Source organism: Thalassobacillus sp. C254 (assembly GCF_001310615.1).
The window spans coordinates 126,991-141,584 of record NZ_BAXQ01000005.1 but is presented as its reverse complement, the minus strand read 5'-3'; the positions used below and the strand labels follow the sequence as shown (position 1 = coordinate 141,584).

Genomic DNA, 14,594 nt, shown 5'->3' with positions numbered 1-14,594 from the left:
CGCCCCCCACCCAAATGAATTTTATGTATTTATTATAACATTTTGAATTTTATAAAAGTAGAAAATATAAAACAGGATGCCCTGGCAGGACATCCTGAATTTGGGTGTTTTTTATGTTAATTCATGTTAATCCATACACTCTTTACTTCAGTATAATTATCAAGAGCATAAGAGCCCATTTCACGCCCGCTTCCTGATTGCTTGTACCCACCAAATGGTGAGGCTGCATCAAACACATTATAGCTGTTGACCCAGACTGTGCCGGCTTGAAGCTTATTTGCGACATAGTGGGCACTTTTCAGGTTTTCAGTCCATAACCCTGCTGCCAGACCGTACATCGTATTGTTTGCTCGCTCAATCACTTCATCTAAGTCCTCAAACGGCATAGCAGTGACGACTGGCCCAAAGATTTCTTCTTTTGCAATTGTCATGTTGTCCTCTACTGCTGCAAACACAGTTGGCTCTACAAAATAGCCATTGTCAAATGGGTTTCTTCCTCCGGTTAACAGCTCGGCCCCTTCATCTTGTCCTTTTTGAATATAATTCATCACTCGGTTTTGCTGAACATCGGATACTAAAGGTCCCATTTGGGTATTTGTATCAAGACCTGGCCCCTGCTTAATTTTTTGGGAATGAGTAACCATATCTGCTACAAAATTATCATACGCTTTCTTTTGTACAAAAACACGGGAGCCAGCACTGCAAACCTGGCCTTGGTTGAACATGATACCAGCCAGAGCCCCTGGGATGGCTTTTGACATATCCGCATCTGGCAGAATAATATTGGGGGACTTTCCGCCAAGCTCAAGAGTTACTCGTTTAATCATGTCAGATGCCTGACGCATAATCTTCTTACCTATTTCCGTTGAACCAGTAAAAGCAATTTTGTTTACCTTTTCATGGTTTACAAGGGGCTCGCCAGCTGTCGGGCCATATCCCGGGATAACATTAATCACTCCATCTGGGAATCCTGCTTCTTGAGCTAACTCTGCAAGATAAAGAGAAGATAGCGGCGTTTGCTCAGCTGGCTTGAGAACGATTGTACATCCTGTAGCAAGAGCTGCTCCTAACTTCCAGGCCGCCATAAGGAGGGGGAAGTTCCATGGGATGATTTGACCTACCACTCCTACCGGTTCATGTCTAGTATAATTAAAATAATTACTTGAGACAGGGATTGTCTGCCCTACAATTTTTGTCGACCAGCCCGCAAAATAACGAAAGTGTTCAATAGCCATAGGAACATCGCCGTGACGCGTTTCGTTAATTGGCTTTCCGTTATCCAGCGTTTCTATTTGAGCTAACTCTTCTGTGTTTTCTTCCATTAAATCAGCAAGCTTATAAATGAGCCGACTCCGCTCCGCAGCTGACATTCTGGACCACGGACCATGATCAAAGGCTGTACGAGCTGCTTCTACCGCGCGATTAACATCCTCTGCCTCTGCTTCACTTACCTCCGCTAATCGTTCTCCATTCGCAGGGTTAATTGTGTCAAATGTCCTCCCATTCACTGAATCTACCCATTGGCCATTAATAAACAACTTCTTTTTGCCATCTAGAAACTTCGCTACCTTGGGATTTAGCTCAACCGTTTGTTCCATATTACCCCTCCTACATTTTTAATCCACTTTAGTAAGCGCTACCATTTATTAAGAACCGTAACTCCTACCGTGTTGTAAGTCCCCATTCCATTTATGACATCACTGACTTCATCTATAGACACATGACGTGTTACCATCTTGCCTGGGTTAAGCTTTTCCTGAGCAATCATTTCCAGCATGGATGGATAGTGAGGAGCCTGCATTCCAAATGATCCAATAAATTGTAACTCTTTCATAGTAATTAAATCGGTAGGAAGGGGGACGATCCCTTTTTCCTCACTTGTCGTTAAGCCAATTTGTACATGTCTCCCTCTTTTCCTAAGAGAAAGTACAGAATTTGTAATGGTTTCAGCGATTCCTAGAGCATCAATGGAAACGTGGGCTCCCCCTTTGGTGATTTCATGAATCGCTTCCCATGGCGTAGTCTTCCGACTATTAATCGTTATTGCGGCACCTACTGACTTTGCCAGCGCAAGTTTTTCGTCGCTTATATCTACTGATATAACGTTTGCTCCTGCTGCGTTGGCTATGTGTGTTGCCGCCAAACCAACTCCACCCACCCCGTAAACGGCTACCCATTCTCCAGCCTTTACTTTTGCCTGGTGGGTAACCGCATGAAAGGAAGTCATGAAACGGCAGCCAACGCTTGCTCCTTCTTCAAAGCCTACTGAATCAGGAAGGTGTACCATATTTAAGTCTGCATTTGGAATAGAGGTATATTCTGCAAACCCTCCCCAATAGGAAAACCCGGGCATTTCGAGGTTGTCACAAATATTATGGTGACCAGACAAACATTGTTCACAAGTGCCATCTCCCTGGCTGAAAGGAACAATAACCCGGTCGCCCTTCTTGAAGTTTTTAACATCCTTTCCCACTTCTTCTACGACACCAGTAAACTCATGTCCCAGCACCCATGGCAGCTCAAGATTTACATCCACCCAGCTAAGATCCCCCATCCATCCATGCCAGTCTGAGCGACAGATCCCATTGGCTTCAATCTTTACAATGGCACCAGTGGCATCCCAATCAGGATCCTTCACTTGACGGACAACCAATGGACTTTTTAACTGTTCCATTACTGCAGCCTTCATATCATACCCTCCCCTTTGTACTTTGGAATTGAATACCTCACTTTCCTAATAATGCAAGGTATGTGCCAAAATTTATATCTTTCTAAATAGGGTTTTTTCTGATTTTTCAAACAATATATGACACAGTTTGTTTCAACTTTTATATTTTTTTGTGTCACCCTGTGAGACAAGAAACATATTGTATCAGCCTTGTAGTGGGAAAATGTACTCCTCGTTTCTATCATGGAGAAGCTCATCCAATTTAAATTAGAATATTATACACCGAAAAGATAGAGAGCTGCAGCGATAATAACTCCGGTATAAAGAAGTGTAATAACAGTAAAGCCCATAATATCTTTAATTTTCAAGCCCGCGATTGCTAAAAGAGGAATGGCCCAAAATGGCTGAATCATGTTGGTCCATGCATCTCCCCATGCCACGGCCAGGACTACTTTTGAAGGGTCTACCCCCATCTCAACAGCCGCTGGAAGAAAGATCGGTGCCTGAATTGCCCACTGTCCGCCGCCAGACGGAACAAACATATTCAAAATACCGCTCGCAAAAAAATGTAAATAGAGGCAGAGTTTCATTAGTAGCTATATCAGCGAAGAAGGTAGACAGCCAAATGGCTAGTCCGCTCGCTGTCATCATACCCATGATTCCAGCATAAAAAGGATATTGCAAAGCGAATTGTCCTACACTTGACGAAGCTCTTAATAAGCCGTTTCCTAATTCTTTTACATTTCCGTACAACAAGAGGGCGAAGGACAAAAATATTAAGTTAACAATGTTCAAGTCTAAAATGAAACCGTTTACAATAAAGTGATTGCCTAAATACAAAACCCCCATAAGACCTGCAATCCCAACGATCCACCTGCTTTGATTCAGTTTATCATTTGGATTTTTCTTTGTTTCTAGTTTTTCTTCAGGCTTTTTCTTCTACTTTTTTATCCTCTAATAATTCTTGATCAATAATAAAACGATCATTTTTATTTTTGGGGTGAATTAATTTCATAACAAATGGCAGGGTCAAAAAGATAAAAAGCACAAGAGTAATATTTAACGCTGATAACAGTGTTTCTGTTGTAGGAATGACCCCAACCAGCTCCTCAAAGTTATGACCGCTGGTGGCCACAAACAATGAAGGGGTAGATGACAATCCGCCTTCCCATATTACAAACCCAGAATAACCCGCAGCAACCAATACTCTATAATCTACATCCCTTACTTGCCTTCCAACTAGTTTAGCCATAATACCTGCAACTACCAACCCAAATGCCCAGCTGATTAACGACGCTGCTAATGCTGTAAAGGTCACAACCAGAATAGCCATATTAGGTGTGGAGCATTTCTTGGCTATTTTCTCAAGTGTTCTTGAGACCGGAGGCGTTAATGCTAAAGCATAGCTCATAATAAAAGTAGTAATAATTTGTGCAGTAAATTCAAGAAGTGACCAAAACCCATCGCCCCAGTGTATAAGCATTTCATAAGGAGAGTTATCGACTATTAACATACCTCCTAAAAATGTGACTAACGTTAATATAACCGCAAATACAAAAGCATCCGGAAGCCATTTTTCCGCTATTTTTGAAAAGAACAGGGCTAGTCGGGAGACTATATTATTTTTCGGTTCGGCATAGGTACCCTTCTGTATCGTGATTTCTTTTTTGGCTGGTTCCAAATTGATCACTCCTCATGAGTATTATTTTGCTGTCCAACCGCCATCTACATATAACACTTGGCCTGTCACATAAGAAGATGCCTCGGAAGCAAGAAAAACTGCCGGTCCCTTAAGCTCGTCCAACCTTCCCACTCTTTTGACCATCGTACTGTTCACAATTTCTTGATATCTGTCTTTATCATCCAGCCATTGTTCTGTCATAGGCGTCTTAATATAGGCTGGTGCAATTGCATTCACTGTGATTCCTTTCTCTGATAATTCATCAGCCCATACTCTTGTCAATTGATTTATCCCCCCTTTACTTGCAGCATAACTGCTTTGGTAAGCCTTTCCCACACCACCAAATATAGAGGAAATGTTTATAATTCTTCCGCTTTCTTGTTTTGTCATCTGTCTTGCTGCAGCCTGTCCCATGAGGAAGATCCCTTTTAAATTCGTGTTCAGTACCAGCTCCCAGTCTTCCTCCTCCACTTCCAGGAGCGGTTTCCTTTTATTTGTTCCAGCGTTATTTACCAATATATCTAATGACCCATACTTGCTTACGACAAAATCTATTGCTCTATTTACATCTTCTTTATTTGTAACATCTAAAGGGTAGTAGCTTGCCTCGATGCCCTGTTGAATCAGTTTTTCATGAGCTTTTTCCAGGTCTTCTTTTCCTCTGCTCGCTATAACGACCTTTGCCCCATGTTCTCCAAGTCCTTGAGCCATTCCAAAACCAATTCCTTTGCTTCCTCCTGTCACTAATGAAACCTTTCCATCCAAACGAAATAACGACATTTGTGTATTCCTCCTTTTTAGTAGTCTGCAGTTTCTTTTCATCCTTCGCTTACTTGGCTGCTCTCCATTTTACTTAGACGATTTTTCAATACTTTTCCTCCTGGATTCCTTGGGAGTTGATCAATGGTTTCAATTTCAGATGGCACCTTATAATCTGCCAATCTACCAGATAAATAAGTTTGGTAGTCTTCTTTAGGCAATGTCTTTTCCTTAGGAACGATATAGGCCTTTACTCGTTCTCCAAAAAGACGATCCGGTACTCCTACTACTGCTGCCTCAAGGACATTAGGGTGACCATACAAAATGTTTTCAACTTCAGCGGAAAATACCTTCTCGCCACCCCTGTTAATCATGTCCTTTTTCCGATCCATGATATAAACGTACCCCTCGTGATCAATCCGTGCCATATCACCAGACTTCCAGAACCCGTTTATAAATGAAGCCTTGTTGTCTTCCTCATTTTTCCAATACCCTTTCACGACCATAGGACCTTAATCAGCAGTTCTCCTACTTCTCCTAACGGAAGTTCCTCCATCTCATCATTCACGACCTTGACTTCACCTCCCGGAACAGGAAGGCCGACAGAACCAATTTATCATCACTGTACTTCACTGGCATGATTGTTGTAGGGGAAGATGTTTCTGTTGCCCCGTATGCATTGTGAAGCCTTACTCCTGGAATTGCTCCTCTCAGTCTTTGGATCGTCTCGTAAGACATGGGTGCTCCACCATAAGCAATGGTTTCCACAAAGTCGAAGGTATATTTCTTAAATAGAGGGTGGGAAAGTAACATAATATAAATAGTCGGTACATTAAATAAAAAGGTGGCCTTCTCCCGGTGTAGTAATTTTATATATTTCTCAGTTTGATACCTGGGCATGATTACACTTGTTCCTCCTACAAGAAGCATATGGATGAGCTGTCCAATAAAACCAGTTACATGAAAAAGTGGAACAGCAATAAGTGTTTTGGCACTATTATTAGTTTTCATGACTTCTTTGTAGCTTAACGCACTATGAACAACACTTAAATGACTGCCTATGGCTCCCTTCGGCTGTCCTGTCGTTCCTGACGTATACATAATAAAAAAGGGGTCCTCTTCGTTAACAGATGTTTCCCATTCACTGCATAAGGGCAGCTCACCTGTGTACAAAGTGAAAGCATTCTGAAAACCACGGTTTGACCCTTCAGCGTTTGTAAATATTAAGGACAAATCAATAGACAGTTCATCTCGTATAGATAAAACGCTATCAATAAATTCATCCTCAGATATTAAAATCTTAGATTCAGAATGGTTGATCATGTATTTCAGTTCCTGGCTCGATAACCTCGTATTTAAAGGAACAATGACCGCTCCAATAAGGGAACAGGCTACCGTTACATGAATGAATTCGGGTCTGTTAGATAAAAGCAGCGATACTCTGTCTCCCTTCTTAACGCCAAACTCTTTCTTTAAATTTGTTGCAATCGTGCTAACCTTGTCTCCCATTTCTTTGTATGTTTCTCGATCATTTTCCGTAACGATGACTTCTTTGTCCGGATATTTTGTAAGAGAAGAGAAAAACAGTTCACCTACTGTGTGAGGTCTATCTTTAAAAACTTTTACCTCCCTGTCATGTACTCGTCTATTTTCCAGCATATTTCCACCCCTTCGAAAAAGCGCTTTCATTTCTTGCCACTTTTTTATAAGTATCAATAATGCAATAGACATGCCAAAAAAAGAACTCCTGTAAATAAGGAGTTAACTAAATTTTCTATAAATTATTACTACTTTTTTGATTACTTTTCGAATCAATGATTCAGTTTGTAATCAAAACATCCCCTTCGATATATTCAGCTTGTTCATTTTTTTAACAATACTGGATTGACTGATTCCAAGTTTCTCGGCAGCCTTTCTTGTCGTCCTTTGTTCTTTTAAACTTTGAATGATCATATCTTTTTCAAGGTTTTCGATAGCTGCCTTTAACGTACTTGGCTCATCCCTTGTTGCCTCCCGCATACGTGCGGGAAGGCTGTCAATTTCAATCATTTCATACTCTGAAGTCACAGCTAAGCGCTCAATCAAGTTTTCCATTTCTCGTATGTTTCCCGGCCAGTGATATTGCTCCATTATAGATATAACCTCTGGCTGAAACCGTTTGTTGAAATGATACTTATTATTCATTTTACTTAAGAAAAAATAAGCAAGAGGTGCAATGTCTGCCTTCTTTCACGGAGCGGGGGTATTGTAATAGGGATAATGTTCAGGCGGTAATAAAGATCTTCTCTGAATTTTCCTTTCTCGACCATTTCTTCTAGATTTTTATTAGTCGCTGCAATAACACGGACATCTATTTTTTTGGAAAGGGCGCTCCCTACTCTTCTCACTTCAAATTCCTGCAGAACCCTCAGCAATTTAACCTGAAGCTCTAAAGGTACCTCTCCTACCTCGTCCAAAAATATCGTTCCATTTTCAGCTTCTTCAAATAAACCTTTCCTACCTTTTTGATCCGCACCGGTAAAAGCCCCTTTTTCGTAACCAAAAAGCTCTGCTTCCAGCAGCTGACTTGGGATTGCCCCACAGTTGACTTTTATATAGGGAGATTGAGATCGGTGGCTTCCCATGTGAATCATGTTCGCAAAAACTTCCTTTCCTACACCCGATTCACCAAGTAATATTACAGTAGAATCAACTTCGGATACTTTTTTGGCCAAGGAGACAGCCTTGATAATTTCATTGCTTTGCGCAACAATGCCATCAAGGAGCAATTTTACTCCTTCCTTCTTTTTAAAAACTTCTATTTGTTCTCTCATTTTTTTATTAGAATCCTTTTGCTTCTTCAATTCCATCTTTGTATGATTTAAGTCGGTTATATCTCGTACATTCGTAACAATATAGGAAATCTCTCCGTGGTCGTTATATACAGGATTGCCCGTGACTAATACTTCCTTTCCTTTCACTCGCTGTACAATGGTTACACTCTTTTTCTGTTCCAGAACCTTGAAAGTAACGGACTCTGAGACAATTCCATTCTTCACCACATCAGCCATGTTCTTACCCATTAACTCTTTTCTCTCCACCCTGTGATTCTTGTATAAGCTTCATTTACAAGAACGCCATTCCCTTGCCCATCAGATACATAAATCCCGTCGTAACTATTATGAATAATTGAATCGAGAAGCCTATGGTTTTGATGTATTTCATTTCCGTAGGCTGCAATTTCCATAGAATAGATTCCTCCTTCTTCAGTGGTCCCAATGTTATTAATTGTACTTAACTTTTAGTATTTTTCAATATTTCTAATATATTTAAAAATTGGCACGATTCCTGCATTATATATTCCGTAAAGGAGGTTGTTAACGTATGTACAATTTTAGTCCATCACCTGAACAAGCAGAAATGGTTCAAAAAGCAGAAAGAATCATGGAGGAATACGTATATCCTAATGAACAATACTTCGTCCCTCATCGCGGCCTTCCAGAGAATATTTTGAAACCGCTTCAACAAAAAGTAAAAGAAGCAGGATTATGGGCAGCTCACCTTCCAAAGAAATATGGTGGAATGGGATCCGGCTTCTTATCTTTAGGTTTGTTGTCTGAAGTAATTGGAAGAAGCCCCATTGCCCCATATATATTTGGTCCATGGCTCCTGATGCAGGAAATGGTGAGATACTCGTACATGCTGCAACAGAAGCACAAAGAAAAAAGTATCTTGAACCTTTAGCAAATGGTGAAATCCGCTCCTGCTTTGCAATGACTGAACCTGAAGTATCAGGATCAGATCCCCGTTTATTACAAGGGACAGCTGAACTTGAAGGAGACGAGTGGGTGATTAATGCACATAAATGGTTTACAACTGGTGCCATTGGTTCCTCTTTCGCACTGGTGATAGCGGTTACAGACCCTGATGCTTCTCCTCATGAGCGGACAAGCATGTTTTTAGTAGATACCGATAACCCTGGCTTTGAGATTGTCAGAGAAGTTCCAGTCATCGGTGATCACTTTACCGGCGGCCATTGTGAAGTCCGGTTTACAAATTGCAGAATCCCTAAAGATAATATTGTTGGAAATAGAGGAGAGGGATTTAAACTTGCTCAATTGCGCTTAGGTCCTGGAAGAATTACTCATGCGATGAGGTGGCTCGGAGTCTGCCATAGAAGCATGGATCTTATGGTAGATTATGCTCTGAAAAGAGAAACCAGAGGTAGAAAGCTATCAGAATTTCAATCGATTCAAAATTTCATCGCTGACTCAGCCGCCGAAACCCAGGCTGCCCGTTTGATGACACTTCACGCAGCATGGTTAATGGACCAGGGAGATGAAGCGAGAAAAGAAATCTCATTGATTAAATTCTATGGAGCTAATGTCCTTCATAACGTAATTGACAGAGCCATTCAAGTACACGGGGCTTTAGGAGTCACGGGGGATACTCCGCTTGAAGGATTTTATAGGGAAGCCCGCACTGCACGATTGTATGACGGTCCAGACGAAGTTCATAGAATGGTTGTGGCCCGCACGATTATTAAGGCTTTTCAAAAGGGACGCGAGGTGAATGTTTAATGAAGCTTGACATCACTGATCAAGCAAAACATAACATTCAGTGGGAAAAAGTTGATATCTATTTACGATCCCATTTTCCGGAAGAAATGGATAGTCCCTTACTCATTAAACAATTTTCGTCAGGGTATTCTAATCTTACTTTTTTTATTCAACTAGGAAAACTGGAAATGGTAATGCGAAGACCCCCTTTTGGAAAAATCCCGCCAAGGTCCCATGACATGAAAAGAGAGTTTGATATATTGAAGAAAATTCACCCGGTATTTCCGTTGGCACCGCAGCCTTTGTTATATGCGGATGATCCTCACTTAATGGACAAACATTTTTTTATTATGGAAAAGAAGCAAGGGATAGTCTTAGATGACAACATTCCTCCGTCTATTGAAAATATTCCTTTTATGCAAGAAAAAATATCTAATACGGTTGTTGATACACTTGTTAAACTGCATGATATTAATATTAATGAAAACGGAATAAAAGACTTAGGAAAACCTGAAGGATTCTTAAAGCGACAGGTGGAAGGATGGTCTAAAAGGTATTTTCATTCTACGGACGAACCACACCCTCTGGCAGAAGAGATCATTGAATGGCTGCAGTCTAACCTTCCCTCTTCCCCCCCTGCAGCCATTGTGCATAATGATTTAAAGCTAAATAACATGATGCTTGATTCCAATAACCCAGCAGTTGTGAACGGTGTGTTTGACTGGGAGCTTTGTACAGTTGGTGATCCTTTGACAGACTTAGCTACCTCTGTAGCTTATTGGACGGAGCCGAATGATAAAGAAACGGGATTGACCTCGGTTACCCGCCGTGAAGGATTCATGACAAGAAGAGAGTTTATTGAAAAATATGCGCTTGCAAGCGGGAGAAATGTTGATAATATCGATTATTATTTAACCTTTTCCTTTTTTAAAATTGCAGTTATTTTACAGCAAATTTATTACAGATGGCGGCAAGGAGAGATAGAGGACTCCCGTTTTTCAAGATTAAATACAGGAATTAACAACCTAATAGAACAATCTCATTTAGCTAGTAGAAAAGTACTTTTATAAAATGGTAACCAACATATGTGCCCAATGGTGCTGTGTCAAAAGGTCATATAAAATGATCTTTTGACACCCCTTTTTTTGATTCTATAAGATTTTTATTCGGATTCGCTTCCCCTCTCGTATGAATGGCTCTCATGTTCCCTTGCCGCGGGCAAGGCTTCAGCTAACGACGGAAGAGCACCGTCGGTGGACCTTCAGCTCTTGCTTTTTCCGCTGACGTCTCCCCTGATCGCCAATCAAAAATAATCGACAAAGAATCCTCCAAAAAAGCAACAAAAAAAAGCCTCTTTCAGTAAAATTGAAAGAAGACGATTTTTTACGAGTAACTTAACGATCATTTTCCAGGAGTCTACCATGAATCAGTTGTATCCCCTATGGATTTCTTGAATTTGATACTGAAAGATCATGTTGGTCGTCGTCAGCGATAGGAAGACGACCTGTCGGCCATGTTTTTAATGCTTGTAAAGGATGCGGGCTTTTGATACAGCTTCTCGCATTTAAAATATATTTAGATGATTTGTGCCTTGTACTCCTCTAATCTAATCCTTTTTGTTTTTTATATAATCCTTAATATTTACATGGTATTTATGAGCCATCTATACAAAGTGCTTGTGGACACACCCATTTTCTCAGAGGCTTCAGCAACATTCTGACTAGTTTTAAGGGCAGTCACTATTGTATCTTTTTTTGTTTCACCGACGATCGTGTGGTAAAGGCTTGTTTTCTCATCCTCCTTCTTTACCCCTGCCTCGAGATATTCAGGTAGAAATTCTTTCGTCACAGTAGACCCGTCACAAAACACTTCAATTTGCTCTAAAACATTTTTGATTTCCCTTATATTCCCTGGCCATTCATATTCATAAAAATAGGTAAGGACATCTTCCTGGAAATTTTTCGAAGGTAAATAATGGTTAATAAATAACTCTATATCTTGTTTGCGCTTACATAAAGGTGGAATATTGATGGATAGGACATTAATTCTATAAAAAAGATCTAATCGAAACTTATTTTCCTTTACCAAATTACTTAAGTCTTTATTTGTGGCAGCAATGATTCGAACATCAACCTGCTTAGGCCGGTTTGAACCAATTGGAGTAACTTCCCTTTCTTCAATGATTCGTAACAAGTACGACTGGAGATCCAACGGCATGTCCCCTATCTCGTCTAAAAAGATAGTCCCTCCATTCGCTGCTTCAAACTTCCCCTTTTTTCCACCTTTTGAAGCGTTGGTAAAAGCACCTTCCGTGTAACCAAATAATTCACTAGCCATAAGTTCTTTCGGAAGTGAGGCACAATTAATAGGCAAGAATGGTTTATCTTTCCGATTGCTTTCGTTGTGGATAGCTTGAGCTATTAATTCTTTCCCTGTTCCACTTTCCCCAAAAATTAATACACTTTTATCTGTCCTGGCAGCTTTTCTAGCTCTATTAACAGCATGAGTAAAAGATGGATCGGCGCCTATGAGGGAAGAAAAGGAGTATTTCGCAGACAATTTTTGTGCAGTCTGAAGTAACTTTTTTTTGAAAATGATTATATTCCCTATATGTTCAGTGCCAATGGTAATTCTTTTCGAAGTAAACGATATTTTATGTTTATCATCCTGAGGTGAAAATTCACCGTGTAAAATGTTATCTGTTTTATTTATATTCCCCTCTAAGAATTCCTGAAGAGTGTGAAAGTGTTTTACATCACTGAATTTAATCGTAGCCGATTGCAACGATGGAACTTTTAGCAAGGAACGGGCCTCACTGTTTAGTTGTATTATTTCCTCTTGGCGATTAATTACCATAATTCCGTCTGAGATCGAATCCATTGCAGTCATAAAATAATTATTGATCATGTATTTTTCTTTCTTGATTCCTTGTTGCTCAATCAACTTAGAGATTGTCTCAGAGGCTGTTTTCACCAGTCCAAGAGAGTGTGGGTGAGCTGAGTGCACATATCCTATTAACGTAATCACACCAATGACTTCATTTGTAAAAGGGGATACGATGGGAGCACTAGCACAATGAGAATGATGCCACGCTGCACAATAGTGTTCTGCCCCTATAACTTGGATTGCTTTTCCTAAAGCTAACGTAGTTCCTATAGAGTTTGTTCCAATTGAAGACTCTGCCATCTCTACACCAACTGTAAAGTTAACCAGTGCTGCATTCATAGCTATTTCACTATCGCCGCATAAATCCAAAACTACCCCGTGTTTATCAGAAAGAGCGATGAGACTGTCTGTTCCTTTTACAATCTCAAAAAGGTCATCCATAAACGGACGCATCAGAGATAAGAATTCCTTGTTTTCCTGCTGTTTTTTTATTAAAGACTCTGCACTGCATATTGAAGCTTGGATTGTATTAGGGTTTATATTATAGGTTTTTGAACGTTTCCAAGAGGATGCAATAACAGGTCTGACTCCCTCAAGATTTCCATCCTTTCTAAAATAATTTAACCACGTCTCTTTAAGTGGATGCTCTTTGTGAATAATGGGGGCTTTTAAAAGAATAAATATCTTTCATAGAATCACTCCACCATAAAATAATTCAAAAGCACTATACTTTTAACTGTATGGTAAAGTTCTATTCCCTTTTATAAATAACCTTCCCCTTGATTTAACTTTTTTGAGCTCTCGGCTGCTTTCCTGTAAACATAAGAGAGCAGCTACTTAAAATATATTAAGTAGCTGCTGAAGGGTTTCTTATTATTAAAATTTACCTGTTACTTCAAATCTTCAGATGTAAGGTTTTCAAAGGCTTGTTTTACTTTATTAGTAAACTGGGCTCCCGTGACTCCATCAATAAAACGGTGATCGTAACAAATAGATAGTGTCATGATTGGTGCAACAATAATTTCATTCTGAGCACTTACTACAGGCTTATTCTGAACAGCTCCAGCGAATAAGATGGTTGATTGGGGGGGATTTATAATTGGAGTGCCTGTCTCAACTCCAAGACTACCTAAATTTGAAACGGTAATTGTTCCATCTGTAAAGTCCTCAGTTGTTAATTTATTATTGTTAGCTTTTTCGTTTAAAGATTTTATTTCACTTGAAATGTCAGTGACAGATTTATTTTCTACATTCCTTACAACAGGTACGACCAATCCATCTTTACTATTTACAGCCACAGAGACATTTACTTCGTCAAATACTGTTATTTCATCATTTTCTAGTCGGCTGTTAACTATGGAATAAGATTTCACAGCGTTCCCGACTGTTTTGATTATAATATCATTTAAGCTTATATTGTCCAGTTCTTTTTTTACCTTTAAAGCGTTTTCCATATTAACCGAAACCATTTGAGTAAACTGTGGTATGTTATTCCAGCTGTCCGTCATATTTGCTGACATTGAACGCTTAATATGGTTTAAGGCTATTTTTTCTTTTATAGATATAGAAGAATTTGAGCCTGATGCATTTTTTACATCCTCGACAGTGATTAATCCCCCTTTTCCCGTTCCAATAACTTCTTCAATAGAGATACCCAGCTCCTTGGCTAGCTTACGAGCTTTAGGTACGATCTTACCTCCGGTATTTTTTTTGTTCGATTTATTTTTTTCCTCTGGGTTGATAACGGCTTGTTCAGTCGCGGCCACTTCCTCCTTGGAAGACAAGCTTTCTGTATAGGCCGACACATCAACTTCCTCATTTTCTCCAGCAATTATAGCAATAACAGTGTTAACTGGTACTTCTTCTCCTTCTGGAAGAAAAATTTTTTTTAAAACACCAGATTCCTGGGCTTCAATTTCAACGGTTGATTTTTCAGATTCCAGTTCAAATAAGAAATCCCCTTTGTCTACCCACTCGCCTTCCTCCACTAACCAATTAGAAACCGTTCCCCTTTGCATTGTTACACCTAGCCGCGGTAATTTAACTTCCAACATTTTTAACA

At 39.9% G+C, this 14,594-nt stretch carries 17 protein-coding genes; 3 read left to right on the top strand and 14 right to left on the bottom strand.

Annotated features, from left to right (window positions below; translation table 11 throughout):
- Window positions 1–116 precede the first annotated feature (116 nt).
- From JCM19033_RS07600 to JCM19033_RS25300, 12 genes are all read right to left on the bottom strand, one after another.
- Complete coding sequence (locus JCM19033_RS07600) at window positions 117–1,598, bottom strand: aldehyde dehydrogenase family protein (protein WP_054635870.1); 1,482 nt, start codon at window positions 1,596–1,598, stop codon at window positions 117–119.
- A gap of 38 nt (window positions 1,599–1,636) precedes the next feature.
- Complete coding sequence (locus JCM19033_RS07595; RefSeq protein ID WP_054635869.1) at window positions 1,637–2,689, bottom strand: zinc-dependent alcohol dehydrogenase family protein; 1,053 nt, start codon at window positions 2,687–2,689, stop codon at window positions 1,637–1,639.
- Window positions 2,690–2,943: 254 nt separating this feature from the next.
- On the bottom strand, window positions 2,944–3,210 hold the full coding sequence (locus JCM19033_RS07590; protein ID WP_054635868.1) for a TIGR00366 family protein: 267 nt from the start codon (window positions 3,208–3,210) through the stop codon (window positions 2,944–2,946).
- On the bottom strand, window positions 3,143–3,538 hold the full coding sequence (locus JCM19033_RS28040; protein ID WP_374701216.1) for a TIGR00366 family protein: 396 nt from the start codon (window positions 3,536–3,538) through the stop codon (window positions 3,143–3,145). Before JCM19033_RS28040 ends, JCM19033_RS07590 begins: the two co-directional genes overlap by 68 nt.
- 55 nt (window positions 3,539–3,593) lie before the next feature.
- Entirely contained in the window at window positions 3,594–4,349 is a 756-nt protein-coding gene (locus JCM19033_RS07585) for a TIGR00366 family protein (RefSeq protein ID WP_054635867.1), read from the bottom strand.
- A gap of 21 nt (window positions 4,350–4,370) precedes the next feature.
- The gene (locus tag JCM19033_RS07580) at window positions 4,371–5,129 is read right to left on the bottom strand and encodes an SDR family NAD(P)-dependent oxidoreductase (RefSeq protein WP_054635866.1); all 759 of its coding nucleotides are present in this window, start codon (window positions 5,127–5,129) and stop codon (window positions 4,371–4,373) included.
- 38 nt (window positions 5,130–5,167) lie between these two features.
- On the bottom strand, window positions 5,168–5,614 hold the full coding sequence (locus tag JCM19033_RS25315; protein ID WP_269758052.1) for a class I adenylate-forming enzyme family protein: 447 nt from the start codon (window positions 5,612–5,614) through the stop codon (window positions 5,168–5,170).
- A complete protein-coding gene (locus JCM19033_RS28035) occupies window positions 5,605–5,676 on the bottom strand; it encodes a hypothetical protein (protein ID WP_374701215.1) in 72 nt (23 codons plus the stop codon). Before JCM19033_RS28035 ends, JCM19033_RS25315 begins: the two co-directional genes overlap by 10 nt.
- A complete protein-coding gene (locus JCM19033_RS07575) occupies window positions 5,673–6,767 on the bottom strand; it encodes a class I adenylate-forming enzyme family protein (RefSeq protein WP_269758051.1) in 1,095 nt (364 codons plus the stop codon). The genes JCM19033_RS28035 and JCM19033_RS07575 overlap by 4 nt, the downstream gene beginning before the upstream one ends.
- Window positions 6,768–6,938: 171 nt before the next feature.
- Window positions 6,939–7,238 carry a helix-turn-helix domain-containing protein gene (locus JCM19033_RS25310; protein WP_269758050.1) on the bottom strand — a complete coding sequence of 100 codons (300 nt, stop codon included), beginning with the start codon at window positions 7,236–7,238 and terminating at the stop codon, window positions 6,939–6,941.
- A 59-nt stretch (window positions 7,239–7,297) separates the two neighbouring features.
- Window positions 7,298–8,170 (bottom strand): sigma-54-dependent Fis family transcriptional regulator, encoded by an 873-nt coding sequence (locus JCM19033_RS25305; RefSeq protein ID WP_269758049.1) that lies wholly within the window; start codon window positions 8,168–8,170, stop codon window positions 7,298–7,300.
- Window positions 8,170–8,334, bottom strand: coding sequence for a PAS domain-containing protein (locus JCM19033_RS25300; protein WP_269758048.1), 165 nt, complete (start codon window positions 8,332–8,334; stop codon window positions 8,170–8,172). The genes JCM19033_RS25305 and JCM19033_RS25300 overlap by 1 nt, the downstream gene beginning before the upstream one ends.
- Before the next feature lie 137 nt (window positions 8,335–8,471).
- Here JCM19033_RS25300 and JCM19033_RS25295 point away from each other — a divergent pair, with 137 nt between their 5' ends.
- From JCM19033_RS25295 to JCM19033_RS07560, 3 genes are read left to right on the top strand one after another with little or no spacing between them, the layout of a single operon-like run.
- A complete protein-coding gene (locus JCM19033_RS25295) occupies window positions 8,472–8,831 on the top strand; it encodes an acyl-CoA dehydrogenase family protein (protein WP_269758047.1) in 360 nt (119 codons plus the stop codon).
- A complete protein-coding gene (locus JCM19033_RS07565) occupies window positions 8,750–9,667 on the top strand; it encodes an acyl-CoA dehydrogenase family protein (RefSeq protein WP_269758046.1) in 918 nt (305 codons plus the stop codon). The genes JCM19033_RS25295 and JCM19033_RS07565 overlap by 82 nt, the downstream gene beginning before the upstream one ends.
- Complete coding sequence (locus JCM19033_RS07560) at window positions 9,667–10,716, top strand: phosphotransferase family protein (RefSeq protein ID WP_054635865.1); 1,050 nt, start codon at window positions 9,667–9,669, stop codon at window positions 10,714–10,716. Before JCM19033_RS07565 ends, JCM19033_RS07560 begins: the two co-directional genes overlap by 1 nt.
- Before the next feature lie 571 nt (window positions 10,717–11,287).
- Here JCM19033_RS07560 and JCM19033_RS07555 read toward each other — a convergent pair.
- Window positions 11,288–12,985, bottom strand: a complete 1,698-nt coding sequence (locus JCM19033_RS07555) for a sigma-54-dependent Fis family transcriptional regulator (RefSeq protein ID WP_054635864.1) — start codon at window positions 12,983–12,985, stop codon at window positions 11,288–11,290.
- Between the two features lie 437 nt (window positions 12,986–13,422).
- Window positions 13,423–14,586: a dihydrolipoamide acetyltransferase family protein gene (locus JCM19033_RS07550; protein WP_054635863.1), complete on the bottom strand. Its 1,164-nt coding sequence runs from the start codon at window positions 14,584–14,586 to the stop codon at window positions 13,423–13,425.
- Window positions 14,587–14,594: the final 8 nt, after the last annotated feature.

Excerpts from the sequence above, each read along its gene's own strand:
- JCM19033_RS07600 (WP_054635870.1), bottom strand. The coding sequence starts at position 1,598 with ATGGAACAAACGGTTGAGCTAAATCCCAAGGTAGCGAAGTTTCTAGAT.
- JCM19033_RS07595 (WP_054635869.1), bottom strand. The coding sequence starts at position 2,689 with ATGAAGGCTGCAGTAATGGAACAGTTAAAAAGTCCATTGGTTGTCCGT.
- JCM19033_RS07590 (WP_054635868.1), bottom strand. The coding sequence starts at position 3,210 with ATGTTTGTTCCGTCTGGCGGCGGACAGTGGGCAATTCAGGCACCGATC.
- JCM19033_RS07580 (WP_054635866.1), bottom strand. The coding sequence starts at position 5,129 with ATGTCGTTATTTCGTTTGGATGGAAAGGTTTCATTAGTGACAGGAGGA.
- JCM19033_RS25315 (WP_269758052.1), bottom strand. The coding sequence starts at position 5,614 with ATGGTCGTGAAAGGGTATTGGAAAAATGAGGAAGACAACAAGGCTTCA.
- JCM19033_RS07575 (WP_269758051.1), bottom strand. The coding sequence starts at position 6,767 with ATGCTGGAAAATAGACGAGTACATGACAGGGAGGTAAAAGTTTTTAAA.
- JCM19033_RS25310 (WP_269758050.1), bottom strand. The coding sequence starts at position 7,238 with ATGGAGCAATATCACTGGCCGGGAAACATACGAGAAATGGAAAACTTG.
- JCM19033_RS25305 (WP_269758049.1), bottom strand. The coding sequence starts at position 8,170 with ATGGGTAAGAACATGGCTGATGTGGTGAAGAATGGAATTGTCTCAGAG.
- JCM19033_RS25300 (WP_269758048.1), bottom strand. The coding sequence starts at position 8,334 with ATGGAAATTGCAGCCTACGGAAATGAAATACATCAAAACCATAGGCTT.
- JCM19033_RS25295 (WP_269758047.1), top strand. The coding sequence starts at position 8,472 with ATGTACAATTTTAGTCCATCACCTGAACAAGCAGAAATGGTTCAAAAA.
- JCM19033_RS07565 (WP_269758046.1), top strand. The coding sequence starts at position 8,750 with ATGGCTCCTGATGCAGGAAATGGTGAGATACTCGTACATGCTGCAACA.
- JCM19033_RS07560 (WP_054635865.1), top strand. The coding sequence starts at position 9,667 with ATGAAGCTTGACATCACTGATCAAGCAAAACATAACATTCAGTGGGAA.
- JCM19033_RS07555 (WP_054635864.1), bottom strand. The coding sequence starts at position 12,985 with ATGCGTCCGTTTATGGATGACCTTTTTGAGATTGTAAAAGGAACAGAC.
- JCM19033_RS07550 (WP_054635863.1), bottom strand. The coding sequence starts at position 14,586 with ATGTTGGAAGTTAAATTACCGCGGCTAGGTGTAACAATGCAAAGGGGA.